At 69.6% G+C, this 25,454-nt stretch carries 26 protein-coding genes and 2 tRNA genes; 13 read left to right on the top strand and 15 right to left on the bottom strand.

All coding sequences use genetic code 11. From position 1 onward, the window contains the following. Positions 1 to 14: 14 nt before the first annotated feature. The 5 genes from BEN78_04290 to BEN78_04270 form a co-directional block, all read right to left on the bottom strand. Positions 15 to 578 (bottom strand): hypothetical protein, encoded by a 564-nt coding sequence (locus tag BEN78_04290; protein ID ASR44900.1) that lies wholly within the window; start codon positions 576 to 578, stop codon positions 15 to 17. A 383-nt stretch (positions 579 to 961) separates the two neighbouring features. After that, positions 962 to 2,185 (bottom strand): RNA-splicing ligase RtcB, encoded by a 1,224-nt coding sequence (locus tag BEN78_04285; GenBank protein ASR42722.1) that lies wholly within the window; start codon positions 2,183 to 2,185, stop codon positions 962 to 964. A gap of 57 nt (positions 2,186 to 2,242) precedes the next feature. Beyond that, on the bottom strand, positions 2,243 to 3,364 hold the full coding sequence (locus tag BEN78_04280; protein ASR44899.1) for a stomatin/prohibitin-family membrane protease subunit: 1,122 nt from the start codon (positions 3,362 to 3,364) through the stop codon (positions 2,243 to 2,245). A gap of 403 nt (positions 3,365 to 3,767) precedes the next feature. Then, positions 3,768 to 3,841: transfer RNA gene (locus BEN78_04275), tRNA-Asn, on the bottom strand. After that, positions 3,842 to 3,909 (bottom strand) — tRNA-OTHER (locus BEN78_04270). 713 nt (positions 3,910 to 4,622) lie between these two features. On the opposite strand from BEN78_04270, the gene BEN78_04265 reads away from it, so the two are divergent. From BEN78_04265 to BEN78_04255, 3 genes are all read left to right on the top strand, one after another. Next, positions 4,623 to 5,258 (top strand): hypothetical protein, encoded by a 636-nt coding sequence (locus tag BEN78_04265; protein ASR42721.1) that lies wholly within the window; start codon positions 4,623 to 4,625, stop codon positions 5,256 to 5,258. A 78-nt stretch (positions 5,259 to 5,336) separates the two neighbouring features. Beyond that, positions 5,337 to 6,329 (top strand): peptidoglycan-binding protein, encoded by a 993-nt coding sequence (locus BEN78_04260; GenBank protein ID ASR42720.1) that lies wholly within the window; start codon positions 5,337 to 5,339, stop codon positions 6,327 to 6,329. Between the two features lie 3 nt (positions 6,330 to 6,332). Beyond that, positions 6,333 to 7,025 carry a hypothetical protein gene (locus tag BEN78_04255; GenBank protein ASR42719.1) on the top strand — a complete coding sequence of 231 codons (693 nt, stop codon included), beginning with the start codon at positions 6,333 to 6,335 and terminating at the stop codon, positions 7,023 to 7,025. Here the strand turns inward: BEN78_04255 and BEN78_04250 are convergent, their stop codons facing one another. Continuing rightward, on the bottom strand, positions 7,026 to 7,655 hold the full coding sequence (locus BEN78_04250; protein ID ASR44898.1) for an arylesterase: 630 nt from the start codon (positions 7,653 to 7,655) through the stop codon (positions 7,026 to 7,028). It abuts the gene before it with no gap. Positions 7,656 to 7,788: 133 nt separating this feature from the next. Between BEN78_04250 and BEN78_04245 the strand changes: the two genes are divergently transcribed. Together BEN78_04245 and BEN78_04240 are read left to right on the top strand one after the other, a co-directional pair. Beyond that, entirely contained in the window at positions 7,789 to 8,517 is a 729-nt protein-coding gene (locus BEN78_04245) for an ABC transporter (protein ASR42718.1), read from the top strand. Next, positions 8,514 to 11,042, top strand: coding sequence for a permease (locus BEN78_04240; protein ID ASR42717.1), 2,529 nt, complete (start codon positions 8,514 to 8,516; stop codon positions 11,040 to 11,042). Before BEN78_04245 ends, BEN78_04240 begins: the two co-directional genes overlap by 4 nt. A 39-nt stretch (positions 11,043 to 11,081) precedes the next feature. On the opposite strand, the gene BEN78_04235 is transcribed toward BEN78_04240, so the two are convergent. Next, positions 11,082 to 11,339: a hypothetical protein gene (locus BEN78_04235; protein ASR44897.1), complete on the bottom strand. Its 258-nt coding sequence runs from the start codon at positions 11,337 to 11,339 to the stop codon at positions 11,082 to 11,084. A 192-nt stretch (positions 11,340 to 11,531) separates the two neighbouring features. Here BEN78_04235 and BEN78_04230 point away from each other — a divergent pair, with 192 nt between their 5' ends. Both BEN78_04230 and BEN78_04225 read left to right on the top strand, forming a co-directional pair. Beyond that, complete coding sequence (locus BEN78_04230; GenBank protein ASR42716.1) at positions 11,532 to 12,578, top strand: 16S rRNA methyltransferase; 1,047 nt, start codon at positions 11,532 to 11,534, stop codon at positions 12,576 to 12,578. Further along, positions 12,575 to 13,273 carry a 16S rRNA pseudouridine(516) synthase gene (locus BEN78_04225; GenBank protein ASR42715.1) on the top strand — a complete coding sequence of 233 codons (699 nt, stop codon included), beginning with the start codon at positions 12,575 to 12,577 and terminating at the stop codon, positions 13,271 to 13,273. Before BEN78_04230 ends, BEN78_04225 begins: the two co-directional genes overlap by 4 nt. Positions 13,274 to 13,380: 107 nt before the next feature. Here the strand turns inward: BEN78_04225 and BEN78_04220 are convergent, their stop codons facing one another. Both BEN78_04220 and BEN78_04215 read right to left on the bottom strand, forming a co-directional pair. After that, positions 13,381 to 14,613, bottom strand: a complete 1,233-nt coding sequence (locus BEN78_04220; GenBank protein ASR42714.1) for a beta-ketoacyl-[acyl-carrier-protein] synthase I — start codon at positions 14,611 to 14,613, stop codon at positions 13,381 to 13,383. Next, positions 14,610 to 15,119, bottom strand: coding sequence for a 3-hydroxyacyl-[acyl-carrier-protein] dehydratase FabA (locus tag BEN78_04215; protein ASR42713.1), 510 nt, complete (start codon positions 15,117 to 15,119; stop codon positions 14,610 to 14,612). Before BEN78_04215 ends, BEN78_04220 begins: the two co-directional genes overlap by 4 nt. Positions 15,120 to 15,253: 134 nt before the next feature. Here BEN78_04215 and BEN78_04210 point away from each other — a divergent pair, with 134 nt between their 5' ends. Further along, a complete protein-coding gene (locus tag BEN78_04210; protein ID ASR42712.1) occupies positions 15,254 to 15,949 on the top strand; it encodes a hydrolase in 696 nt (231 codons plus the stop codon). Between the two features lie 19 nt (positions 15,950 to 15,968). Here BEN78_04210 and BEN78_04205 read toward each other — a convergent pair whose 3' ends face one another. Genes BEN78_04205 through BEN78_04195 form a run of 3 tightly spaced genes read right to left on the bottom strand, consistent with a single transcriptional unit; the run spans position 15,969 to position 17,973 of the window. After that, positions 15,969 to 16,571 (bottom strand): thiamine biosynthesis protein ThiJ, encoded by a 603-nt coding sequence (locus tag BEN78_04205; GenBank protein ASR42711.1) that lies wholly within the window; start codon positions 16,569 to 16,571, stop codon positions 15,969 to 15,971. Positions 16,572 to 16,582: 11 nt separating this feature from the next. Beyond that, complete coding sequence (locus BEN78_04200; GenBank protein ASR44896.1) at positions 16,583 to 16,903, bottom strand: transcriptional regulator; 321 nt, start codon at positions 16,901 to 16,903, stop codon at positions 16,583 to 16,585. 17 nt (positions 16,904 to 16,920) lie between these two features. Beyond that, a complete protein-coding gene (locus BEN78_04195) occupies positions 16,921 to 17,973 on the bottom strand; it encodes a zinc transporter ZitB (protein ASR42710.1) in 1,053 nt (350 codons plus the stop codon). Positions 17,974 to 18,072: 99 nt separating this feature from the next. Between BEN78_04195 and BEN78_04190 the strand changes: the two genes are divergently transcribed. Next, positions 18,073 to 19,218 (top strand): prephenate dehydrogenase, encoded by a 1,146-nt coding sequence (locus BEN78_04190; protein ID ASR42709.1) that lies wholly within the window; start codon positions 18,073 to 18,075, stop codon positions 19,216 to 19,218. Positions 19,219 to 19,221: 3 nt separating this feature from the next. Here BEN78_04190 and BEN78_04185 read toward each other — a convergent pair whose 3' ends face one another. Next, entirely contained in the window at positions 19,222 to 19,812 is a 591-nt protein-coding gene (locus tag BEN78_04185; protein ASR44895.1) for a hypothetical protein, read from the bottom strand. A gap of 67 nt (positions 19,813 to 19,879) precedes the next feature. On the opposite strand from BEN78_04185, the gene BEN78_04180 reads away from it, so the two are divergent. Beyond that, entirely contained in the window at positions 19,880 to 21,034 is a 1,155-nt protein-coding gene (locus BEN78_04180) for a hypothetical protein (protein ASR42708.1), read from the top strand. Positions 21,035 to 21,044: 10 nt separating this feature from the next. Here the strand turns inward: BEN78_04180 and BEN78_04175 are convergent, their stop codons facing one another. Beyond that, positions 21,045 to 21,527 carry a YajQ family cyclic di-GMP-binding protein gene (locus BEN78_04175; GenBank protein ASR42707.1) on the bottom strand — a complete coding sequence of 161 codons (483 nt, stop codon included), beginning with the start codon at positions 21,525 to 21,527 and terminating at the stop codon, positions 21,045 to 21,047. Positions 21,528 to 21,661: 134 nt separating this feature from the next. Between BEN78_04175 and BEN78_04170 the strand changes: the two genes are divergently transcribed. From BEN78_04170 to BEN78_04160, 3 genes are all read left to right on the top strand, one after another. Then, positions 21,662 to 22,711, top strand: coding sequence for a hydroxyacid dehydrogenase (locus tag BEN78_04170; protein ASR44894.1), 1,050 nt, complete (start codon positions 21,662 to 21,664; stop codon positions 22,709 to 22,711). Positions 22,712 to 22,785: 74 nt separating this feature from the next. Beyond that, a complete protein-coding gene (locus BEN78_04165) occupies positions 22,786 to 23,700 on the top strand; it encodes a hypothetical protein (protein ID ASR42706.1) in 915 nt (304 codons plus the stop codon). A 58-nt stretch (positions 23,701 to 23,758) separates the two neighbouring features. Continuing rightward, positions 23,759 to 24,295 carry a hypothetical protein gene (locus BEN78_04160; protein ID ASR42705.1) on the top strand — a complete coding sequence of 179 codons (537 nt, stop codon included), beginning with the start codon at positions 23,759 to 23,761 and terminating at the stop codon, positions 24,293 to 24,295. 144 nt (positions 24,296 to 24,439) lie between these two features. Here the strand turns inward: BEN78_04160 and BEN78_04155 are convergent, their stop codons facing one another. Next, positions 24,440 to 25,084 carry a hypothetical protein gene (locus BEN78_04155; GenBank protein ID ASR42704.1) on the bottom strand — a complete coding sequence of 215 codons (645 nt, stop codon included), beginning with the start codon at positions 25,082 to 25,084 and terminating at the stop codon, positions 24,440 to 24,442. Positions 25,085 to 25,454 lie beyond the last annotated feature (370 nt).

The raw sequence follows: 25,454 nt of genomic DNA, 5'->3' as shown, positions 1-25,454 counted from the left end.
TGCCCGGGGGGCCTTCAACGCTGGACGAGCGCCGGCCGCAGTTCGCGCCGCAGCCAGTCGTCGATGAGTTGCTTCTCGTAACGCAAGGCGTCGCTGCTCATGGTGCTGCCGGCGCGCTGCAGGAAGCCCATGTCGCGCAGTTCGCGCGGCCCTTCGGCGACGATCGTGCCGGACGCGTCGCGCAGCACGAAGTCCAGATCGATCCGCGGCGGGTAGTGGTCCTTGACGATGCGGACATGGTCGAGCTGCGGGCCACGCCAGGGCTCGTACATGCCGGCGCGGCGGATGTCGTTGATCGTGACCTCGAGCGTGCTGCCGGGCGGCAACTCGCGCTCGGCGCGTCGGCGGATGTGCTCGGCGATCTGCACGACCCAGTTGCCGCGACGCGCCTCCCAGCGATTGCCGCTCTGGCGGATGTCGGAGAACGCGTCCGGGTCGCCCCATTGCACCGACACCGGACTGTCTCCGGGCAGCGCCCTCGGGATCTCGGGGTCGGTCACGTCGCTGCGTGCCAGCACCGGCGCGGCGATCGCGGTCAGCGCGGCGGCAAGCAGCAGGGGCAGGGAACGGCGGTTCATGGCGGTGACTCCCTCGCGTGCGGTGTCCGCACGGCGCATCGGACAGGAATTGGAGCATGCGCCGGGTGGGCTTAACCCGCAATCAAGGAGTGTCGGTTCAGTCGAGCAGGAAGGCATGCGACCGCGCCTGTGTGCACCTCAGTAACGGACGCGTGGCGGCTAGGTAGGCCCAGGCAGCCTGCCGCTCCAGGCGACCGCGTGCGGCGTCACTGCCAGGCCGATCTTCAGCACCTGGAAGCGTTCCTCCCTGAGTTGGGCCTAAGCCGAGCAAGCAGCCGCGCCCGGCGGCGCGTTGCATCGGTTCATTCGTAGGCGCGGCGCTCGCGGCACGGCCGGCAGAAAGAAGGCCGCCCTCGCGGGGCGGCCTTGCCTAAGAGGGCGGCTCAGCCCTTCACGCACACCACCTGGCGCAGGGTGTGTACGATCTCCACCAGGTCCGACTGCGCCGCCATGACTGCTTCGATGTCCTTGTAGGCGGCGGGACTTTCGTCGATGACCGCCGCGTCCTTGCGGCATTCGACGTGCGCGGTCGCCTCGCGGTGCTGCGCCAGCGTGATCTGCTGCCGAGCGGCCGTGCGGCTCATCACACGGCCGGCGCCGTGGCTGCAGCTGTGGAAGCTGTCGCCGTTGCCCAGCCCACGCACGATGAAGCTCTTCGCGCCCATGCTGCCCGGGATGATCCCGAGTTCGCCGGTCCGCGCGCTCACCGCGCCCTTGCGGGTTACGTACACCTCCTGCCCCGCGTGCGATTCCTTCTGCACGTAGTTGTGGTGGCAGTTCACCGCCAGCGTCTCGAGCTGGAACTTCGGCAGCCGGTGGCGCAGCTCGGCCAGGACCCGCGCCATCATCGCCTCGCGGTTCTCGCGGGCGTAGTCCTGCGCCCACGACACCGCCTCCACGTAGTCCTCGAACAGCGGCTCGCCCTCCATGAAGAACGCGAGGTCGCGGTCGGGCAGATGGAAGCCCAGCACGCGGTGTTCGAGCTGTTTGCGTGCCTGCTCGATGAAGTAGGTGCCGATCAGGTTGCCGGTCCCGCGCGAGCCCGAATGCAGCATCACCCACACGGCATCGGATTCGTCGAGACACAGCTCGATGAAGTGATTGCCGCCGCCGAGCGTGCCGATCTGGCAGTCCAGCTTGTCGGTACGGATCCCGCGATGCTTCTGCTTGATCACGTCCAGGCGCTCGACCAAGCCGGACTGCGCGACGCGCGTGCCAATACTGTCGGGCAGCTTCCGGTGTTCGCCGCCGCGGCCGTTGCCGACCGGCACCGCGCGCTCGATGCCCGAGCGGATCTGGGCCAAGCTGTCGGGCAGGTCCTTCGCGCGCAGCGTGGTGCGCACCGCGGCCATGCCGCAGCCGATATCCACGCCGACCGCGGCCGGAATGATCGCGCCGCGGGTCGGGATCACCGAACCAACGGTCGCGCCCTTGCCCAGATGCACGTCCGGCATCACCGCCACGCACGGCCCGACGAACGGGATCGCGGCGATGTTGCGCAGCTGCGCGTGGGCCTGGTCATCCAGCGGCACACCGCGCACCCAGCCCTTGATCGGCGTGGCGCTGCCTTCGGCATGCAGGAATTCGAATTGCGATGGGGGACTCATGTCTTTCTTTCCTTCGATGGTCCCGCACGCTGCATCCTTGCACCGTGCGGGGAATGGCTACTTCAATGTCACCAGTTGCTTCAGCACGCCGTCCAGGCCGCCGAACACGGTGAGCGTGTCGATCTTCTCGGTCACCTTTTCCAGCGCCTCCAGTTCCTTGAGACGCATCAGCACCGGCGAGTCCTCGATCAGCTTCGCGGTGTTGAGCAGCGAACGCGTGGCGTTGGCTTCCTCGCGCCTGCGGATCACGTTGGCCTGGGCCGCCTTCTCCGCCTGCACCACCTCGTTGAGGATCGTTTTCATCTCGCCGGGCAGGATCACGTCCTTGACGCCGACGCCGAGCACTTCGACGCCCAGGCCGGCCACCTGGCCGCGCACATACGCGAAGATGTCCGCGTCCAGCGAGGCCTTGTCGCCCAGCAGTTCGTCGAGGGTGCGCGCGGCGACCACTTTGCGCAGGCCGTACTGCAGCTCGCGGTACAGGTGATCGCCGGACTTCGCGACCTTGGTCCGTGCGACGACCGGGTCGGTCACGCGTACGCTGGCCGCGAGGTTCACCCGCAGCGACACGCGGTCGCGGGTCAGCAGCTCCTGGCCCGACACCTCGACCGGCTGTACGCGGAGGTCTACCACCTCGGCGACCACGTTTTTCTGGAAGTTCCAGAACGCGTAGGCGCCGGGGCCGAGCGTTCCCAGCAACGAACCGTCGATGAAGACCAGGCCGACCGCTTCCGCCGGTACGTCGACGACCACGGCGACCTTCGACAGCACGCCGAGCTGACGCAGGCGACGCAGCACGTCCGGGCGCACGGCGAGGCCGTCGGCGAGCGATACGCGCTCGACGGCGATATCGACCAGTCCGCGCCAGTACAGCCTGCGCGCGCCGGGCGCCAGCACGTCCTCGAGCTTGCCGTGCCGGAACACGAGGCCCACTTCCTCGGCGCCGATGTCGGCGTGCACGAACACCTCGTCCAGCTGTTCGCCGAGGCGCGCGATCAGCGTGTCGGCATCGTGGCCAGCATAGAGCGGTGCGGAAATGTCGTAGGTGCGCACCTCGACCCGGTGAAACGGGTCGAACATGCGATGCACGCCGGGCGCGAGGATGCGCTCGAACTGACGGTTGCGATACACCAGGCCGCGCTCGCCGTCTCCGATCACGACCCGCCTGGTCCAGAACATGTTGTAGACATGCACGGCACTCTCTCCTTGGTTGTTGGCACTGGTGGTCCGATCCGGATGTCGATGTCGCCGCGATGGATCGGTTTGCGCGGCGGCGGTACGTCGCATCGCGGTGGTGTGCGATGCGGTGCGGGCGGACCCGCGACTAAGGTGGACGCGGCCCTGGCATCGCCGTCGCGGAGCGCGGCGTGCGCGCGGCGCGGAGACAGCGCCCAGGCATGAACGTCGCGACGGGGCGCGGCGGTGCGCAGGCGGTCCGCGCGCCTCGGGGACGCTGGCCCGGTGACGGATCCGCTGCGACGGTTCGCGGCATCGACAGGCCGGATTCTGCTGCGCGCGACACGCCGCGCGGGCCGTGTCCTGGTGTGGAACTTGCGTTCCGGTGTCATGACGTGACAGGTCATGCTTGGAGCGGGAGTCGAACCCGCGACAGTCGGATTAACAGTCCGATGCTCTACCCATCTGAGCTATCCAAAGGTGGACGAACCGGACTCGAACCGGTGGCCGGCGGTGGTTCCGCTGCTCTGCCTCTGAGCTATCGTCCGCTCGTCGCACCATCGCCTTGCACGCGCCGGCATACGCTACGGCAGTGCCGCGCGCACCGGACGGGATCGCAACCCGTACCGCAAGCCCGTGTTCGTCGATGGTCCGATCGGCACCTTCCGGCGCCGATCCATTCTGCAGGCTGCACCCGCCCGTCGCCCGTGCCCGGCATCAGGGCACAGCGTTGCCGCCACTCAATGGCGAACGCCTCGCGACATAATCGCCCGATAATCAGGAAACCGGTTTTCCCGGATGCCTCGGGTCGAATGCAGAACCTGCGGATCTGTTGCACACGCGTATTCGAACGCACAAACAAAACGCCCCCGGATGTGGCATCCGAGGGCGTTCGCGTGCCTCGGAGATCGGGGTGCCGATCTCCTTGGAATCGAGGAGATCAGTCGAAGATGTGGCCGGACAGGTCGCGCCGCGCTGCCAGCTGCGCGCATGGCGCCGCTTCGCGCTGGACGCGCGGCAGACGGGGCATGTCGACAGGTGAAAAGGCGGTTTTCATGGCGTCGCGAATGTCGTGAAAATTTCGGGCTGGCCGGATGGGCGCGAACATTACACGGACTTAATCATCCGCGCAAGCGGGTCGGCAGATTTTTTTTTGGGCAATGCGCGGTCGATTATCCCGGCAGTTGAGAGGAGCGCCGCGATCACGGGGCGCGTCACGTAGAGCGCATATGCTCGGTCCATGCGTAGATGGATCCAATGGATGTGCTGCACGATCGGACTGCTGGCCGGCGGCCTCGTCCATGGCGACGATCGCGTCGACAGGCTGACCGCGTTGGCGCCGGGACTGGATCGCGGCGTGCTTGCGCTCGCGCTTCAGGCGCGTGATTGCGCCGCGCGAACGCGCGATGTCGGGCAGCGGCTGGCGGTGATCGATTACTCGCGTCCGTCGACCGAGGTCCGCCTGTGGGTGTTCGATCTGGCGCAGGCGCGGTTGCTGCATGCAGAGCACGTTGCGCACGGACGCGGCAGCGGCGGTAACCGGCCGACCGTGTTCTCCGATGTCGAGGGCAGCTACCAGTCCAGCCTGGGTCTGTTCGCGACGGCCGAGACCTACACCGGCCAGAACGGCTACTCGCTGCGCCTGGACGGCCTGGAGCCGGGCATCAACGGCCGCGCACGCGAGCGGTTGATCGTCATGCACGGTGCCGATTACGTCGACCCCGAGCAGGGCCGGCGGCAGGGGCGGCTCGGACGCAGTTGGGGCTGCCCGGCGGTGCGTGCGGCGGTGGCGCGCGCAGTGATCGACGACCTCAAGGAGGGCCAACTGCTGTTCGCCTATGCCGACGATCCCGGCTGGCGACAGGGCTCGGCCTTGCTGCACTGTCCGGCCCGCTGAACGCGCGGCGCAGGCTTCACATGGCGGGCGCATCCGACGCGGAACCATGCCGGCATTCCATGCTGCAGGAGCCTTTCGATGACGCCATTCCGAGCCCGTCCCGTCCGCTGGATGACGGCCTGCCTGGGGCTGCTGCTGAGCTGCGCGTCGGCGATCGCCCAGGACCAAGCGCAGGCGGAGGCCGAGGTCGCACTGACGCCCGAGTCGGTCAATGCGGCGGCAGCCGACGCCGGCGACGCGGCGATGCTGCGCGCACAGGTGCTGCTCGACCGTGCGCAGTTCTCGCCGGGCGAGATCGACGCGCAGGGCGGGACCAACACCACGCGCGCGATTGCCGCCTTCCAGCGCTTCCACGGCCTGGAGGCGAGCGGCACGCTGGATGCGCGCACCTGGCAGGCGCTGACCACCGATGCCGTGCCGGCATTGACGACGCACACGCTGACCGCCGACGAGGTCGCCGGTCCCTTCGTCGCGTTGCCCGATGACATGATGGAAAAGGCCAAGCGCGAGGCGCTGGGCTTCGAGAGCCTGGCCGAAGCGCTGGGCGAGCGGTTCCATGCCGCGCCCGCGCTGCTGCGCCGGCTCAACCCCGGGGCCCGCTTCGAGGCCGGCACGCGCATCGTGTTCCCGAACACGGCCGATGCCCCCGCATTGGCGAAGCCCGAGCGGGTGGTGGTCAGCAAGTCCGATTCGGTGTTGCGGTTGGTCGATGGCGCCGGCAAGGTCTACGCGCAGTTCCCGGCGTCCACCGGCAGCGAACATGATCCGCTGCCCATCGGCGAGTGGAAGGTCGAGGGTGTGGCCGAGGACCCGACGTTCCATTACAACCCGGACCTGTTCTGGGACGCCGACCCCGGACATGCCAAGGCCACGCTGCCGCCGGGGCCCAACAATCCGGTCGGCACCGTCTGGATCGACCTGTCCAAGCCGCACTACGGCATCCACGGCACACCAGAACCGGCGAGCATCGGCAAGACCCAGTCGCACGGTTGCATTCGGATGACCAACTGGAGCGCGCGCCGGGTGGCGGGCGTCGTCGGGCCGGGCACCGTCGTGCTGCTGGAGGAGTAGGCCATGAGCCGTGCTGGCCTGTGGATCGCGCTCGCGGCGGTGCTCGCGCTGGCGAACGCGGCCGTGTTCCTGTGGCGCGGCGGCGCCGCGCACGACGCCGCGTCGCCCGTGGCCATCGAGGCCGCGCCGTCGCCGCCGGCCTCAGATCCGAGGCCGGCCGACACCTTCGCAGCGAGCGCTGCATCGGCGCCTGCTGCGCCCGTGCCGAACGTCGCGCCCGTGGCGGCGCCTGAAGCGACTGCGCCCGCCGCGGCTGCGGACGCGGCCCCTGCGCTGTTGCTGCCAGTGCAAGGCATCGCGCTTTCCGACGTGCGCGACACATTCGACGATGCGCGCGGCAGTGAGCGCCGCCACGAAGCGCTCGACATCATGGCGCCTGCCGGTACGCCGGTATTGGCGGCTGCCGACGGCACGATCGAAAAGCTGTTCACCAGCGACCGCGGCGGCCTGACGATCTACCAGTTCGAACCCACCGGGACCTGGTCGTACTACTACGCGCACCTGCAGGCCTATGCGCCCGGCATTGCCGAAGGCGCGCAGGTGCGGCGTGGCGATGTCATCGGCCGGGTCGGCAGCACAGGCAATGCCGATCCCGCCGCCCCGCATCTGCATTTCGCGGTGTTCCGGCTGACGCCCGAACGCCAGTGGTGGACCGGCGCGCCGGTCAACCCGTATCCGCTGCTCGAACGGCCCTGACTAGGGCGCGAGCAGCGGGCGCAGGGCCGGCCAGACGTGATCGAGGATCTTGGTCTGCGCCTCGGCGGTGGGATGCAGGTTGTCGTCCTGGAAGTTGGCGCGGTCGTCGGCGACCGGTTCGAGCAGGAACGGCAGCAGTGCGACGTCGAACGTGTCGGCGAGCAGCCGGTAGTTGGCCTCGAAGCCGCGGGTGTAGTCCGGGCCGAGATTCGGCGGCATGCGCATGCCCACCAGCAGCACGCGCGCGCCGACGTGTTGCGAGGCGCCGATCATCCGGGCCAGATTGCGCCGGGCCTCGGCCAGCGGCAGCCCGCGTAGCCCGTCGTTGGCCCCCAGCGCGATGACCACCACCTGCGGGCGCTCGCGCACGACCGCCTGCACGATCCGCGAGGCACCGCCGGCGGTGGTCTCGCCGGAGATGCTCGCATTGACCACCCGCCAGTCCGGCGCCTCGTGCTGCAGCCGCTGTGCGAGCAAACCGACCCAGCCTTGCGCGGCGGACATGCCGTAGCCCGCCGACAGTGAATCACCCATGACCAGCAGCGTCTTGGACGGCGGATCGGCGGACGGGCTGGCCGTGGTGGCCTGGGCCTGTGCTAGAACGGGCAGGGCCAGCAGACACGCCAGCATCCAGCGCGCCACGCGCGCTTGCATCGGGCGGCGCATGGCCGCAGTTCCCAGTGTCATCTCCCATGTCTCCGGTTGGTCGGCGATGTCGCGTTGCGACGGTGCGCCCGGCTGGCGCGAACAGCGAAGGATATCTATGCACGACGGTCCCCCCCTGCAAGATGAAGCCGCGCGCGCGGCGCACTGTGCGCTCGACGTCGACGGACTGGGCAAGCGCGTGGCGCTGCCGTCCGGCGACCTGACGATCCTGCAGGACGTCGGCTTCCGTATCGGGCATGGCGACACGGTGGCGATCGTCGGAGCCTCGGGCTCGGGCAAGAGCACGCTGCTGTCGCTGCTGGCCGGGCTCGACACACCGAGCGCGGGCCGCGTGCTGCTCGACGGCGCGCCGATCTCCACGCTCGACGAGGACGGCCGGGCGCGCGTGCGCGGCGAGAAGGTCGGCTTCGTGTTCCAGAGTTTCCAACTGCTGCCGTCGCTGACCGCCCTGGAGAACGTGATGCTGCCGCTGGAGCTGCGCGGCGACCGCGATGTCGAGGCGCCGGCGCGCGAGGTGCTGCAGCGCGTCGGTCTGGGCGAGCGCCTGGGCCACTATCCACGCCAGCTCTCGGGCGGCGAGCAGCAGCGCGTGGCGCTGGCGCGCGCGTTCGTGACCCGGCCCTCGCTGCTGTTCGCCGACGAACCGACCGGCAACCTGGACACCGCCACCGGCCAGGCGATCGTCGACCTGCTGTTCGCGCTCAATGCCGATGCCGGCACCACGCTGGTGCTGGTCACCCACGACGACCGTCTGGCCGCGCGTTGCGCGCGGCGCTTGCGCATCGACAGCGGCCGGCTCGTCGCCGACGAGGCGCTGGCCGCATGAGGACCGCGGGCCTCGCCTGGCGGCAGCTGCGCCGCGACTTCAAGGCTGGCGACATCCGCATTCTGTTCGCCGCCCTGGTGCTCGCGGTCGTCGCGGTCACCGCGGTGGGCTTCGTCACCGACCGCGCCGAGCGCGCATTGGCGATCGAGGCCAACCGCTTGCTCGGCGGCGACGCGGTGGTGCGCGGCGATGCACCGATCGAAGGTGCGATCCGCGCCGCCGCCGATGCGCCGGGGCTGCGCGCGGTCGAGACTGTCGAGCTCGACAGCATGATCCGCGTCGGCGAGGGCGATGCGGCCAATCTGCGCCTGGGCGATGTCCGCGCGCTCGGCGACGGCTTCCCGCTGCGCGGCAGCTTCCGGATCGACCGCGGCGATGGTGTCGAGCGCGATGCGCAGACGGTGCCCGAACCCGGGACCGCATGGATGAGCCGGGCCGGGGCGGATACGCTCGGCGCGGCGGTCGGCGACACCGTGCATCTGGGCGAACGCAGCTTCCGTCTCGCCGCGCTGGTGCTGCAGGAGCCCGATGCGTCGATCGATTACTTCAACGTCGCGCCGAAGGTGTTCCTGCACCTGTCCGATCTCGCAGGCACCGGGCTGATCCAGCCGGGCAGCCGCATCGGGTATCGCCTGGTCGTCGCTGGCGACGCCAACGCAGTCGACGGCTTCACCCGCCTCGCGCGTGCGCAGCTGGGCCGTGGCCAGCGCGTGGAGACGATCGGTGACGCGCGCCCCGAAGTGCGCTCCTCGCTCGATCGCGCCGGCCGATTCTTGGGGCTGGCGGCGCTGGTGTCGGTGATCCTGGCGGCGGTCGCGGTGGCAATGGCCGCGCGCCAGCATTCGGCCCGGCATCTGTCGTCGGTCGCGGTGATGCGCTGCATGGGCGCGCAGCAGCGCACGCTGGTCGGCATCCACGTCGGCGAGCTGCTGCTGCTCGGGCTGGTCGCCTGCACCTTGGGCGTTGCGATCGCGTTCGGGCTGCAATGGGCGGTCGGCCGTTGGCTCGCGTCGCTGCTGGGCTTGTCGATCCCGGCCGCCGGCGTGTTGCCTGCGCTGCAGGGCTACGGCGTCGGCCTGGTGGTGCTGCTGGCCTTCGGCGCGCCGCCGGTGCTGGCGCTGCGTCGGGTGCCCGCTCTGCGGGTACTCCGCCGCGACCTGGGCGGCTTCGAGCCCAGCGCCTGGCTGGTCGGGCTGGCCGGCTTCGGCGGGCTGGCCGCACTGTTGTGGTGGAAGGCCGGCTCGGCGGCGCTCGGTGGCGCGATGCTCGGCGGCATCGCGGCCACGTTTGCCGTGCTGGCGCTGCTCGCCTGGGGACTGATCGCGCTGGTGCGTGCGCTGCGCTCGAGGCTGCGCGGCGGCCTGCGCTACGGCTTGGCCAATGTGAGCCGGCGTGCGGGCACCAGCGTCGCGCAGATCAGCGCACTCGGCCTGGGCCTGATGGCGCTGTTGCTGCTGACCTTCGTGCGCACCGACCTGCTCGATCGCTGGCAACTGTCGATCGGCCAGGATGCGCCGAACCGCTTCATCATCAATGTGCAGCCCGACCAGCTCGACGCCGTGCGCGGTTTCATTGCCGAGCAGGCGGTCGAGCCGCCGGTGCTGTTCCCGATGGTGCGTGCGCGCCTGCTGGCGCGCAATGGCGAGGCGGTGCGCGGCGACGATTACCTGGGGCGCAGCGGTGACGAGGCGCAGGACCGCCAGGCCCAGCGCCGGGCCGAGCGCGAGTTCAACCTGTCGATGCAGGGTGCGCTGCGTGATGACAACCAGATCACCGCGGGTACGTACTGGGGCGACACGGTGCCGGCGACGCCGGAACTGTCGGTCGAAGAGGGCTTCGCCAAGGACCTGGGCTGGCAGATCGGCGACCGCATCGCGTTCGATATCGCAGGCCAGCGCTTCGAGGCGCCGATCACCAGTCTGCGCAGCATCGAGTGGGAGAGCTTCCGGCCGAACTTCTTCGTCGTCGCCTCACCCGGTGCGCTCGACGGCTACCCGGCCAGCCACATCACCGCGGTGCGCGTGCCGCCCGAGCGGCCGCGCTTCACTGCCGATCTGGTGCAACGCTTCCCGAACCTGTCGGTCGTCGACATCGACGCGGTGCTGACCCAGGTGCGCAGCACAGCCGATCAGGTCTCGACCGTGGTGCAGGTGGTGTTCTGGTTCTCGCTCGCTGCCGGCGTGCTGGTGCTGCTGGCGGCGGTCAGCGCCAGCCAGGACGAGCGCCTGCTCGAAGGCGGCGTGATGCGCGTGCTCGGCGGGCGGCGCGCGCAGTTGCGGCTGGCGCAGGCCTCGGAGTTCGCAGCGATCGGCCTGCTGTCGGGCGTGGTCGCCGCTCTGGCCGCATCGGTGCTGGCCGGCGTCGTCGCGGTGCAGGTGTTCGACCTGCCGTGGCGGCCGAACTGGGCGCTGGCCGCGGCCGGCGGCGGCATCGGCGTCGGCATGACGCTGATCGCCGGCCTGTGGGCGACCCGCCGCGTGCTCGACGCGCCGCCTTCGGTGACGCTGCGCGAACTGCAGGACTGAGACGGCCGGGCAACGCGTGGGCGCTGCCCGGCCCAAGGGTCATTCGATCACATCTTCGGCCGCGTCGAAGCGGCGGGCGTATTCGCGTTCCGTGCTGACCCGAAGCACCTCCTCGCCGGGCAGTTCGGGCGCGCCGTAGACGGCGTAGGCGACTCCGTCCGCCCTACGGCCGACCAGATGCAGGCGGTAGCGCGACTGACCGCTGCCGGTCTCCGGCGGGTAGTGCTTCGGCGGTTCCGTGCCGTCGAGGTCGAGCTCGTTGTTGTCGATGACGCCGCCGACGAACAGTGCACGGATGGGCATCGCGGTCTCCTTTGGGTGGGGAAGGCCCGGTCATCGTGCCGGCGTGGATGTTCGCGATGCATCAACATCGCGTTGGAATCGCGATGGGCTGCGCATCGGGCTTGCAGGCACCCGGCAGGCCTGGGCCGGCGGTCCCGGTCAAGCGGTCCCGGTAGAATCGCCGGCTGTTTCCCTGGACCCCTCGCGATGGCCGACCCCGCGCTCGATGCGCTGTTCCTCCCGTTCGAGCAGCGGCTGCTGCCGTGGCCGCAGGCCGGTGCGCTGTTCCTGCGGGCGCGGCCGGGCGTGGCGACGACCGGTGGCCGGTGGCCTGGCCTGCTGTGCGAGCAGACCCTGGCGCCCCTGCACACGGCGCTGCAGCGCGCGGGCCTGGAGACGCTGCCGCAGACCGACGATGGCGAGGACCCGGCGCTGCCGGAACGCCCACTTGTGCTGGCACTGCCGCCGCGCCAGCGCGACGAGGCGCGGGCGTTGCTGGCACGCGCGCTGGCGGCGGTCGTGCCCGGCGGCTGGGTCGTTGCCAGCGTCGCCAACGACGAGGGCGCGAAGTCCGCGCAGGCCGACCTGGCCGCGCTCGCCGGCAACATCGGCGCGCTGTCCAAGCACAAGTGCCGGGTGTTCTGGGCGCAGCGCGATGCGCGCGGCGACCAGGCATTGCGCGCGCGTTGGGCGGCGCTGGACGCGCCGCGCCCGATCCTCGGTGGCCGGTTTGTCAGCCGGCCCGGCGTGTTCGCCTGGGACCGGATCGACCCGGCATCGGCGCTGCTGGCCGCGCACCTGCCCACGACGCTGGCCGGGCACGGCGCCGATCTCGGCGCAGGCTACGGTTTTCTGGCGGCCGAGGTGCTGCAGCGCTGCCCGGGCGTGCGCGCGCTCGACGTGATCGAGGCCGAGGGCCGCGCGCTGGCGCTGGCTCGACGCAATCTGACCGGGCTGCGCGACGATGCGGCGCTGGATTTCCAGTGGCGCGATGTCACCGCGGGCCTGACGCGGCGCTACGACTTCATCGTCAGCAACCCGCCGTTCCATGCCCACGGGCGCGAGGAGCGGCCCGAGTTGGGACGTGCGTTCATTGCCGCGGCTGCCGACGCGCTGACGCCGGGCGGCAGCCTGTGGCTGGTCGCCAACCGGCACCTGCCTTATGAGGACGTGCTCGGCGCACGCTTCGGCCAGGTGCGCGAGGTCGCCGCGCAAGGCGGCTTCAAGATCGTGCATGCGGAGCAGGCGCGATGAAGCTGGTCAAGCTGCTCGCCAACCTTGGCTACGGCAGCCGCAAGCAGGTGGCATGGATGTTCCGGGAAGGCCGCATCACCGATGCCGACGGCGAGGTGCTCTATGCCGACGACCGTGTGGCACACGCGGCCATTCGCGTCGACGGCGAACCGCTCGATCCGCCGCAGGGCCTGACGCTGCTGCTGCACAAGCCGACCGGCTACACCTGCTCGACCAAGGACACTGGCCGGCTGGTCTACGACCTGTTGCCACCGCGCTTTCGGCTGCGCGCGCCCGCGCTGTCGACGGTCGGGCGCCTGGACCGCGAGACCAGTGGCCTGCTGCTGTTCACCGATGATGGCCAACTGCTGCATCGGATCATCTCGCCGAAAGCGGCGTTGCCCAAGGTCTACGACGCGACCTTGGCGCAGCCGCTGCGCGGGGACGAGGCCGCGCTGTTCGCCAGCGGCGCACTCATGCTCGAGTCCGAGACCACGCCGCTGCTGCCCGCCGCGCTCGAGGTCGTCGACCCCACGCATGCGCAGCTGACCATCGTCGAAGGTCGCTACCACCAGGTCCGACGCATGTTCGCGGCCGTCGGCAATCATGTCGTCGCCCTCCACCGCAGCCGCATCGGCGGCCTGTCGCTGGGCGACCTGCCCGAAGGGCAATGGCGGCCCCTCGACGCCACCGACCTGAGCACCCTCTTCGGTTAACCCGAAACCGGGGTCAGAGTCGAATTTCCCCGATCGCCACCAGGCGAGGGACATCCTGTTAGAAATTCGACTCTGACCCCGGTTTTTGGTTTCGGGCCCTGGTTTCGTCAGGTGTCCCAGCGGCGCAGGGCGAGGCTGGCGTTGGTGCCGCCGAAGCCGAAGCTGTTTGACAGCACGGTGCGCAGTTGCGCGGGGCGGCTTTCGCGGACCAGTGGCAGGCCTTCGGCTTCGGGGTCGAGGGTGTCGACGTTGATCGAGCCGGCAATGAAGCCGCGCTCGAGCATCAGCAGGCAGAAGATCGCTTCGTGCACGCTGGTCGCGCCAAGCGAGTGGCCGGTCAGCGATTTGGTCGACGAGAACGGCGGCATCGCCTCACCGAACACCGTGCGCATCGCACGCAGTTCGCTGACGTCGCCGACCGGCGTCGAGGTGCCGTGGGTGTTGATGTAGTCGATGTCGCCGTCGAGGCCTTCGATCGCCATGCGCATGCAGGCGATCGCGCCGTCGCCGGAGGGCGCGACCATGTCGACGCCGTCGGAGCTGGCGCCAAAGCCGACCAGTTCGCCGAGGATGGTCGCGCCGCGTGCCTGCGCGTGCTCCAGGCTCTCGAGCACCAGCGCGCCACCGCCGCCAGCGATCACGAAGCCGTCGCGGTCGGCGTCGTACGGCCGCGAGGCGCGCGTGGGCGTGTCGTTGTAGCGGCTCGAAAGCGCACCCATACCGTCGAACAGCATCGCCATGCCCCAGTGCGCTTCCTCACCGCCGCCGGCGAAGACCACGTCCTGCAAGCCGGCCTGGATCTGCTGCGCGGCCACGCCGATGCAATGCGCCGACGTCGCGCAGGCCGAGGAGATCGAGTAGTTGAGTCCCTTGATGCCGAACGCGGTGGCCAGGCACGCCGAGACCGTCGAGTTCATCGTGCGGGTGACCTGGTAGGGGCCGATCCGACGCACGCCCTTGTCGCGCAGCACGTCGGCCGAGCCGATCAGGTTTTCCGGCGAGCCGCCGCCCGAGCCCATGATCAGGCCGGTGCGCGGGCCGGAGATCGCGTCGTCGGAGAGGCCCGATTGTGCGATCGCATCGCGCAGCGCCAGATAGGCGTAGCCCGCGGCATCGCCCATGAAGCGGCGCAGCTTGCGGTCGATCAGCGCGTCGAGGTCGACCTCGGGCATGCCCGAGATCTGGCTGCGCAGGCCCTTGTCGGCATGGCCGGCGTCGAAGGCGATGCCCGAGCGGCCCTCGCGCAGCGAAGCGGCGACGGTGTCGAGATCATTGCCGATGCACGAGACGATGCCTGCGCCGGTGATCACGACGCGGCGTGCGGTCGGATTCAGGCTCATGCGGCCTCATCGCGCATGAACAGCCCCACGCGCAGGTCGTTGGCGGTGTAGATCTCGCGGCCGTCGACGAGCATGCGCGCATCGCCGATGCCCAGGATCAGGCGTCGCTTGATCACGCGCTTGATATCGATCTCGTAGCGCACCAGCTTCGCATCCGGGCCGACTTCGCCGGTGAACTTGACCTCGCCCACCCCCAGCGCGCGACCGCGCCCGGGCAGTTGCTGCCAGGTCAGGTAGAAGCCCACCAGCTGCCACATCGCATCCAGGCCCAGACAGCCGGGCATCACCGGATCGCCCTGGAAATGGCACTGGAAGAACCACAGGTCCGGGCGCACATCGAGTTCGGCGTGGATCTGGCCCAGCCCATGCGCACCGCCGTCGTCGTCGATGTGGGTAATGCGGTCGAACATCAGCATCGGCGGCAGCGGCAGGCGGCCGCTGCCCGGCGCGAACAGCCGGCCCTCGCCCGAGGCGATCAGTTGTTCGTAGCTGAAAGAATCCTTCATCGACGCATGGACCGGGGTAGTGGGGCGGACGGCGATTATTGCGGAATGCGTGCGGTATTGCCCGTACGCACGGGTACGCTGAATGGGCCTTCGCGTCGATGCGGGGTAGAATCGAATACGTGTCCACGCCCTCGATGTCCGCCACCGTTCCACCGTCTCCGCAGGGGTTCACCTTGCCGTCGCTGCCTGCCGGGGTGGTGTTCGACATGGACGGCCTGATGCTCGAAAGCGAGCGCGAAATCCTCGATTGCATGCGTCTGGCGGCCGCCGAGCAGGCGCAGGACATCGAGCCGGAGTATTGGCGCGCGATGATCGGCCACAGCGACAGTATCTGCCGCGCACGTCTGGTCGAACGCATCGGCGAGCTGGCCGCGGATGCGCTGTTTGGTCGCAGTCAGGCCTTGTACCTGGCGCGGGCCGAGGCCGGCATCGCGCATCGTCCGGGCATCGTCGCGTTGCTGGACCTGCTGGCCGAGCGTGGCATCCCGCGCGCGGTCGCGACCTCCACGCGGGCGCCGCTGGCGCAACGCAAGCTCGCCGCCGCCGGTCTGTTGCAGTATTTCGATGCGGTGTGCACCAGCAACGATGTCGCCCATCCCAAGCCGGCGCCGGATGTCTATCTGCTCGCGGCCGAGCGGCTGAGCGTGTCGCCGACGCGGTGCCTGGCGCTGGAGGATTCGCCGACCGGGGTGCGCGCCGCGCTCGCAGCCGGCATGACCACGATCCAGGTGCCTGACCTGCTGCTGCCCGACGAGACGGTGCGGGCACTCGGCCATCACATCGTCGATTCGCTCGACCAGGTCCGCGCGCTGATCGAGGCCGCGCGCTAGCATCGCGGCCACTGCGGCGTTACGGCACGTCGTGCCAGGTCACATCCATCTGACGCGCTGTGCGTACCGCCAGGTCGCGACCGGCGAGCCGCGCGACCAGGTGCAGGCTCATGTCGATACCGGCGGCGATGCCGGCAGACGTGACGACGGCGCCTTCGTCGATCCAGCGCACACCCTCGCGCACGTCGACGTCGCGGTGGCGCGCGCGCAGTGCGTCGAGGTCTTCCCAATGCGTCGTCGCGGCGCGGCCCGACAGCAGGCCGGCCTCGGCCAACAGGAACGCGCCGGTGCACACTGAGGCCACGATCTGCGCATCGCCGGCGCGCTCGGCGATCCAGTCGATCGTGCGCGCGTCGGCGAGTTCGGCATCGACCACGCCGCCGGGCACCAGCAGCACATCGATGGGCGGGCAGTCGGAGAAGCCATGGTCGGGCAGCACTTGCAGCCCGGCGCGAGCACGGACCGGCGCGGCCTCGCGCGCGACGGTACGCACCGCGAACGGCGGCGGCGCCGTTGGTCGCAGGCGCGAAGCGACACGGCTCGCGGTCGCGAACACTTCGAAAGGGCCGGCGAAGTCGAGCACCTCGACCTCGGGATAGACGTAGATCGTGACGGTGTGCATCTGCGCAGGCCTCAGCGATGGGGCTCGTCGTCGTCCGCCGGCTCATCGGCATGGGCGAGCATGTCGACCAGCATGTCGCGCACGTGTGCATCGGCAGTCGCATAGAACACCTGGCGCTGGCGCCGCTCGCCGCGGACCAGCCGGGCGCCGCGCAGCAGGCGCAGGTGATGGCTGACCAACGGTTGCGAGGCGCCGATACGTCGGGCGATCTCGCCGACAGGCACCGGGTTGCCGAGGCAGGTCAGCAGCACGCGCAGCCGGGTCGGGTCGCCGAGCAGACGGAAGGTGCCGGCGAGGATCTCGACATGCTCTGAATCGGGGGCGGTCTCGATTTCAGGCGCAGACGGGCTCAATTCGGGCCTCCTGGCTTCGATGCGCCCGGGATGCGATCGGCGGCATCCGCGTGGCCGTGGCCGTGGTCGTGCGGATGCGCGTGCGCTTGGTCATGCGATGCGCGATTGCCGGACTCCAGCGCGCAGGCATGGTGCGGGGCGTGCACGACCTCGACCGTTGTGTGGCCGATCGAGAACCGGTCGGCCAGCGCGCGCTTGACCGCCGGCACCACGCGCGACGCCGGTGTGTCCTTGTCGAGCGTCAGTTCAAGCGTCGCCAGCACCCGGCCCGAGGTGATCGACCACACATGCACGTGGTCGACGCCGGCCACGCCCGGGACCTGCTCGCGCAGGTGCGTGCGCAGGGCTTCGATGTCGATGTCCGGCGGTGTGGCCTCCATCAGGATGTCGAAGGCACCGCGCAGCAGCGCCCAGGCACTGCGCAGGATCAGCAGGCAGACCAGCACCGAGAGGATCGGGTCGATCGGCATCCAGCCGGTGAAGTGGATCACCAGCGCAGCCACGATCGCGGCGACCGAACCGAGCAGGTCGCCGAGCACGTGCAGCGTCGCGCCCTTGATGTTGACGTGCGACTGGTCGCCGCGATGCAGGATCCAGAACACCAGGCAGTTGACCAGCAGGCCGACGACCGCGACCGCCAGCATCGGCCCGGCGAGCACTTCCCCCGGATGCCGCAGCCGCTGCACCGCTTCCCAGGCGATCCACAGCACCAGCGCGAACAGCGTGATCGCATTGATCAGCCCGGCCAGCACCTCGATGCGCATGTAGCCGAAGGTACGCCGGGCATCCGAGGCCCGGCGGCCAATGCGGAAGCCCAGCCAGGCGAGCAGCAGCGCCGCAGCGTCGGTGAGCATGTGGCCGGCGTCGGCGATCAGCGCCAGCGAGCCCGACAGGACCCCGCCAACCATCTCGACGACCATGAAGCTGGCGGTCAACGCGAAGCCGGTCAGGACCGCGCGTTCGTTCGCGGCGGAGACCGACGGGGCGTGCGCGTGATCGTGCGCATGGGCGTGCGCCTTGTGCGCGGTGTGGTCGTGGGCGTGCGACATCGGGGAGTGGGGGCTTTGAAAGTGTCTACATATAAGCATGTATTTATAATTTGAGGAAGTGCCAGCGCACGCCTGCCGTCGAGCGGCGAGAATGGCGGCATGACCGTTGACTCCCCCTTTCCAGACGCGCCGCTGCCCGAGTCGCCGGTCGTGGGCATCGTCGGCAGTGCGGGCGCCTACGGCCGTTGGCTGCGCGGCTTCTTCGCCTCACGCATGGGGCTGCAGGTGCTCGGCCACGACCCGGCGGACCCGGCCAGCGATGCACCCGAGGCGCTGCTCGCAGCCGCGGACGTGCTGGTGTTCGCCGCGCCGATCCGCACCACCGCGGCCGTCGTCGCCGATTGGACCGCGCGTTCGGCCGGGCGTGAGCGTGGGCGGCTGTGGCTCGATGTGACCTCGCTCAAGCAGGCGCCGGTCGCGGCGATGCTGCGCGCGCAGGCCGAGGTCGTCGGACTGCATCCGATGACCGCGCCGCCCAAGTCGCCGACGCTACGAGGCCGCGTGGTCGTGGTCTGCGAGGCGCGTCTGTCGCGATGGCGGCCCTGGGTCGCGCGTCTGCTCGCGGCGCTCGAGGGCCAGGTGGTGCATGCCGAGGCCGAGCGCCACGACCGGATCATGGCGCTGGTGCAGGCCCTGGTGCACGCCGGGCATCTAGCCCAGGCCGGCGTGCTGCTCGACCAGGCGCCCGACGGCGGCGGATTGACGGACCTGCTGCCGTTCCGGTCGGCCTCGTTCGAGCTCGATGCGGCGATGATCGCGCGGATCCTGTCGATGAACCCGGCGATCTACGAGGACATCCAGTTCGACAATCCGCATGTGGTCGGCGTGCTCGCCGACCTTGCGGCGCGTACCGCGCAACTGCATGCCCTGGTGGCGCGTGGCGACGATGCCGCACGCGCGCAGTTCCGCGCCTTGCTCGAGGCCCAGCGCCAGGCGCTGGGCGCGGCGGCGCTCGAGCAGGGCAACTACGCGTTCGAGCGGGTCGGTTATCTGCTGGCCGATCTTGCCGGCGACCGGTTCGTCAGCGTGCATCTGCCGCTGGATCGGCCCGGCTCGCTGCGCGCGCTGTTGCACGTGTTCGAGCGGCACGGGGTAAATCTGGGTTCGATCCATTCCTCGCGCACGCCCGGCGGTGAACTGCACTTCCGCATCGGGCTGATGGCCGGCTGCGATGCCGATGCGCTCGCGGCTGCGGCCCGGGAGATCGACGCCAGTGGTCTGGGCCGGGTGATCGAACGCGGCTGAGGCTCAGGGGCGGCGCAAGGCGGCCCAGCCGTCTGGTCCGAGCCGCTCGAGCGTGGCGATGTTGCGCTCGACGATCGCGTCGGGGTCGGGATAGATCGTCACCGCGCGCTCGACGCTGTCCTCGCGCAGCAGATGCAAGGTGGGGTAGGGCGAGCGGTTGGTGCAGTGGCCGATGTCGTCGTCGGGGGCGTCGGCGAAGCGGTAGTCGGGGTGGAAGCTGGCGACCTGCAGCACGCCGTCGAGGTCGAGCGACTCGACCAGGGCATCGGCCGCGTCCAGGAAGTCGTTGTAATCGAGGAAGTCTTGCAGCACGTGCGGATGCACCAGCAGCGTGGTGTCGGTGGTCTGCGCCGGCGTGTCGCGCAGGTGGAGCAGTTCCTCGCCCAGCCGTTCGAGCAGGGCCTCGGGCGTGGTCGCCTCGCACAGCACCAGTCGCACCTGATCCTTGACGTACACGGCCTTGGCGAACGGACACAGGTTCAGCCCGATCACCGCGCGCTCGACCCAGCGGCGGGTGGCGGCCAGCGGGTCGTCGGGGGCGGGGCATCGGGGAGCTGGGCGGTCACGGGATCGGCGGCGCGGACGGGCGCGCAGTCTAGACCAGCCGGCATGCCGCAATTGGTATGTTATAATATAACTAGTTCAGCCGTTGCGATTTGCCATGCCCGTTTCCGCCCTTCCGCCTCGTCCGCGCCTGGTCCAGATCGATCTGCTGCGCGGCCTGGTCATGCTGTTGATGTTGCTCGACCACGTGCGTGAGACCTTCTTCCTGCATGTGCAGGTGGCCGATCCGGTCGACATCGACCAGGTCTCGCCGACGCTGTTCGGCTTCCGCCTGCTCGCGCATCTGTGCGCGCCGGTGTTCGTGTTCCTGACCGGGCTGTCGGCCTGGCTCTACGGCCAGCGCCAGGCGGACCGGCGTGCGGCGACCGCGGCGTTTCTGTTCAAGCGCGGGCTGTTCCTGGTGCTGCTGGAAGTGACGCTGGTCAATTTCGCCTGGACGTTCGCGTTCCCGCCGCAAACGGTATATCTGCAGGTGATCTGGGCGATCGGCCTGTCGATGCTCGCGCTCTCGGCGCTGCTGTGGTTGCCGCGTCCGGTGCTGGCCGCACTCGGCCTGGCGCTGGTGGCCGGGCACAACCTGCTCGACGGCCTGCGCGTGGACGGTGCCTGGTCCGGGGTGTGGGCGGTGCTGCACCAGCGCGCCTGGTTCGAGCCGATCGAAGGCTTGCGGGTGCGGACCTCGTACCCGGTGCTGCCGTGGATCGGGGTGATCGCGCTCGGCTATGCCGCCGGGCCGTGGTTCGCGGCCGGTTTCGATGCCGTGCGCCGCCAGCGGCGGCTGCTGGCCTGGGGTGTGGGCGCGCTGGCGGCGTTCGCCGTGCTGCGGCTGGTCAACGGTTATGGCGATGCGCCCTGGCGCCTCGGCGAGGACGGACTGCGCACGGCGATGAGCCTGGTCAACGTCACCAAGTACCCACCTTCGCTGCTGTTCCTGTGTCTGACCCTGGGCGTGGGCCTGTTGCTGCTGCGGCTGTTCGAGCGTCCGGCGCTGGCCCGGCGGCTGGCGCCGGTGGCGACCTACGGCGCGGCGCCGATGTTCTTCTATCTGCTGCACCTGTACGTGCTGAAGCTGCTGTACCTGGCCGCGGTCGCCGTATGGGGACTCAATCAGGGGGCGGTCTTCGGGTTCGGGGCCGCGGCGTGGTTGCTGCCGGCCGCGGCGGCGCTGGCGCTGGCGCTGTATCCGGCCGTGCGTGGGTTCGCCGCGCTCAAGGCGCGGCGCCGGGATTGGACGTGGTTGCGCTACTTCTAGAACGCGGCGCTCAGTCGCGGAAGTTGTCGAACTGCAGCGGCAGTTCGAACTCGGTGCCGCGCAGCAGCGCGATCGCTGCCTGCAGATCGTCGCGCTTCTTGCCGGTCACGCGCAGCTTGTCGCCATTGATCTGGCTGTCGACCTTGAGCTTGGCGGTCTTGAGCGTGGTCTGGATCTTCTTGGCCAGGTCGCGTTCGATGCCTTGCTTGACGGTGACCTTCTGCCGGGCGCCGGCGAGGTTGGTGTCGATGTCGCCGAACTCCAGGCAGCGCACATCGATCTTCCGCGCCGCCAGGCGCTGGCGCAGGATCTCGGTCATCTGCTGGAGCTGGAACTCGCTCGGGGCCGACTGGGTGATCACCGCATCCTCGCGCTCGAACGAGGCCTCCACACCCTTGAAGTCGAAGCGCGTGGTCAGTTCGCGGTTGGCCTGGTCGACCGCGTTGGTCAACTCGTGGGTGTCGACTTCGGAGACGACGTCGAAAGACGGCATGGGGCACCTGGCAGTGGGGAAACGGCCCGCAGGGTAACGCAGCCGGCGTGGAACGTTGCATCGCGCGCTCGCCCGGTCCCGGCCGCGGCCGACGCGCCACAATGGCGTCTCCCCCGCTGTCGCAGATCGCCGTCATGTTCGAGACCCCTGCCTACGCCGCCGCGGACGCCACCGCGCCGCTCGCGCCCACCACGATCCAGCGCCGCCCGCCCGGCCCGTCCGAGGTGCTGATCGACATCCTCTATTGCGGCGTCTGCCACTCCGACCTGCACCAGGTGCGTGACGAGTGGGGCGGGTCGATCTTCCCGATGGTGCCCGGCCACGAGATCGTCGGCCGCATCGCCCAGGTTGGCAGCGCGGTGACCGCGTTCGCGGTCGGCGATGCCGTCGGTGTCGGCTGCTTCGTCGACTCGTGCCGGACCTGCCCGCAATGCCGCGCCGGCGAGGAGCAGTTCTGCGAGGACGGCATGACTGCCACCTACAACGCGATGGCGCGCGACGGCAGCGGGCCGACCTATGGCGGCTACTCGACCCGGATCACGGTCGATGCGGCCTATGTGCTGCGGATCCCCGATGCGTTGCCGCTCGATGCCGCCGCGCCGCTGCTGTGCGCAGGCATCACCACCTATTCGCCGCTGCGCCATTTCGGCGTCGCGCCCGGCGACGAGGTCGCGGTCGTCGGTCTGGGTGGCCTGGGCCACATGGCGGTCAAGTTCGCCGTCGCGATGGGCGCGCGGGTGACGGTGCTGAGCAGTTCGGAATCCAAGCGCGCCGACGCGCTGGCGCTCGGTGCGCACGCGTTTGCGGCTACGCGCGACAAGGGCACGTTCAAGGCGCTGGCCAAGTCCTTCGATTTCATCGTCGACAGCGTGTCGGCCGAGCACGACTACAACGCGTACCTATCGCTGCTGCGCGTCGACGGCACGATGATCCTGCTCGGTATTCCCGAGGCGCCGGCGCCGGTCGCGGCCGGCGCGTTGATCCTGCAGCGCCGGCGGCTGGTCGGCTCGCTGATCGGCGGTATCCGCGAGACCCAGGAGATGCTCGAGTTCTGCGCCGAACACGGCATCGTGTCCGACATCGAGCGCATCGGCATCGCCGACATCGAGACCGCCTACGCGCGCATGCGCAAGGGCGATGTGCGCTACCGCTTCGTCATCGACATCGAGACGCTGCGGCGCTGAAGACCCGTGCGCGCCGGATGCCCGGCGCGCGCTTCCGTGCGAGGATGGACGCTCCCTGTTCATCCTTCGCGATCATGTCCCGTGCCGCTCCGCCGACCGATGCCCGCGCCGCCGTATGGTGGATGCTGTTGGCGGTACTCGCGTTCGCGGGCATGGACGCAGGCATGAAGTGGATCGCCGAGGATTATTCGGCGTTCCAGGTCGCCACGTTCCGCAGCCTGACCACGCTGCCGCTGATCGCGGCGTGGATCGTGGTGCGCGGTCGCGGCGGTACGTTGTGGCGGATCCATTGGCCGTTGCACCTGCTGCGCGGCGTGCTCGGCGTGGGCATGATCGCCGGCTTCGTGTACGGGCTGGCGCGCATGCCGCTGTCGACCGCGTACGCGATCGTGTTCGTCTCGCCACTGCTGGTCACCGCGCTGGCGGTGCCGCTGCTCGGCGAGCGGGTGGGTCCGCGCCGGTGGACGGCGATCGCGGTGGGCATCGTCGGCGTGCTGGTGGTGCTGCGCCCGACCGGTGAGGGCGTCGCCACGCTGGCCGGCCTGGCGGTGGTGCTGGGTGCGCTGTGCTACTCGGTCGCCTCGATCACCGTGCGCATCCTGGCGCAGCGCGACAGCCCCGAGTCGCTGGTGTTCTGGTTCCTGGTGCTGATGGCGGTCTTCGCCGGCCTGCTGGCCTGGCGCGACTGGCGGCCGCTGCAGACCGAGCATCTGGGCGTGCTGGCGCTGATCGGCGGGGCGGGCGCGCTGGGCCAGGTCGCGATGACCCATGCCTTCCGTTTGGGCGAGGCCAGTCAGGTCGCGCCGCTGGAGTACACCGCGCTGCTGTGGGTGATCGTGCTCGATCTCACGCTCTGGGGCGTGCTGCCTGACGCGCCGACCTGGCTGGGCGCAGCGATCATCGTTGCCAGCGGCTTGTACATGTTCCGCCGCGAGCGGGTGGTCGCCGACCCGCCGGTGCGCCACCCGGACGCGACGCCGCCGCCCTGAGGGCGACCGATCGGAGTCGCCGACGCCGCAGCCACGCGGCGTGCCGCACACTGCCGCCATGCCCATCGTCCTGTTGATCGTGTTCGTCCTGGCGCTGTGCGCGGCGATGCTGCTGCTGTGGCCACTGGCGCTGTGGAACCGCTATCGCGTCGGCACCTCGCGTCGGCGCCCGCCGCGCTGGCTGACCCGGCTCAATGCTTGGTTGCTGCCGGCCTCGGCGTTGCTGTTCCTGGGCGCGATGGCGATGACCAACCTGTTCGTTGCGCATGCCTTCGTCTATGCAGGATTGGGGCTGCTCGCCGGCCTGGCCGCAGGCGGCCTTGGTTGGGCCTTGACGCGGGTCGAGCACCGGCCCGGAGCGGTCTGGTACACACCCAATCGCTGGCTGGTGCTGGCACTGACCTTGGTCGTGGTTGCCCGCGTGATCGCGGGTATCTGGCAGGCCTGGGAGCGCTGGCAAGGCAACGTCGAGGTCCTGGCGGCCTGGGGGCCGCTTGGCGAGCCGGCCGGGCTGTTCGCGGTCGCCGGGCTGGTGCTCGGCTACCACGCCGCCTACGCAGTCCTGCTGCAGTGGCGTCTGGGACGCTGGCTCTGAGGCGGCATTCGGCCGAGACCGGGTAGAACCGGGGTCAGAGTGCGATTTTGCGAGGCGAAATTGCACTCTGACCCCGGTTCTAGGCGAAAAAAAACGGCCCCGCACAAGGCGGGGCCGCTGGGCACGTTTCTGGGAGAGAGAGGATCAGAAGCGTGCGCCGATACCCACACCCACGGTCCACGGATCGAGCTTGAGATCGCGCTGCACGGTCTCACCGGCCTGCTTGACGTCCGCGCGGCTGCGCAGGTAGCGCGCATCGGCACGGGCGAACCAGGTGGAATTGATGTTCATGTCGACACCAACCGTGCCGATGGCGCCCTTCGGCGTCGTCAGGCTGACGTGGTCGCCGCCGCCACCCAGGTCTTCGTTGCTGATGTTGGACTGGTGATAGCCCAGGCCGACGAACGGACGGAAGGTGTTGTCGACGTCACCGAAGTGGTACTGGCCACTCAGCGCGATCGGCTGCTGATCGACGGTACCGATCTTGCCGCCGTCCTGCTTGACACGGTGATCGAACGCGTCGAGCGCACCCCACAGCTCGGCGCTGATGTTGTCGGTGAAGTTGTACGAGACCGAGGCGGTCGGCGCCGGGCCGCCGTCGACCTTCAGCCCGTTGTTCCGCTCGCTGTCGTTGGTCGGCTGCAGCAGCGTTACGCCGCCGACCACCGAGAAGCGCTTGCCGGCCGCGGTATCGGCGTCCTGGGCGAAGGCCGCGGATGAGACCGCGAGCGAGGCCAGGGTGGCGAGGATCAGGCTGCGCTTGTTGAGGATGGACGCGTTCGGCTTCATGGGGTTCTCCTGTTTGTAGCCTTGGTGCCGGCAGCGCGGACGCGCCGGCGGGATTCTCGCGTTCGGGACCGGAAGTCCTTTGGCGACCTTCCTCTTCGGGAAGGCGCGGCCATGCTGGCGCGGACAAGCTGAATCCGCGATTTGCGCTGTCTGAAGCGTTCCTAACGCTTCACAGCAGCTTCGGAAATCTGCGCAGCGCGTTCATCGCAAGCCGCGTTGCCATGCGGGTTGGTATGGCAGTGCCCGGCAAGACTGCGGCTGTACCGCAGACGAACGCCTTGGATGCGACGCAATGTTCCGCGACCGATCGCGGCACGCGATGCGGCATCACAGCAGTTGGCGCGGGACCTGCGGGGCGCCACAATAGTGG

The sequence above is a fragment of the Xanthomonas citri pv. mangiferaeindicae genome, from assembly GCA_002240395.1.
Lineage (GTDB): Bacteria > Pseudomonadota > Gammaproteobacteria > Xanthomonadales > Xanthomonadaceae > Luteimonas > Luteimonas citri_A.
Note: the sequence above shows the minus strand (reverse complement) of the source record. Positions and strands in the feature narration are given on the sequence as shown.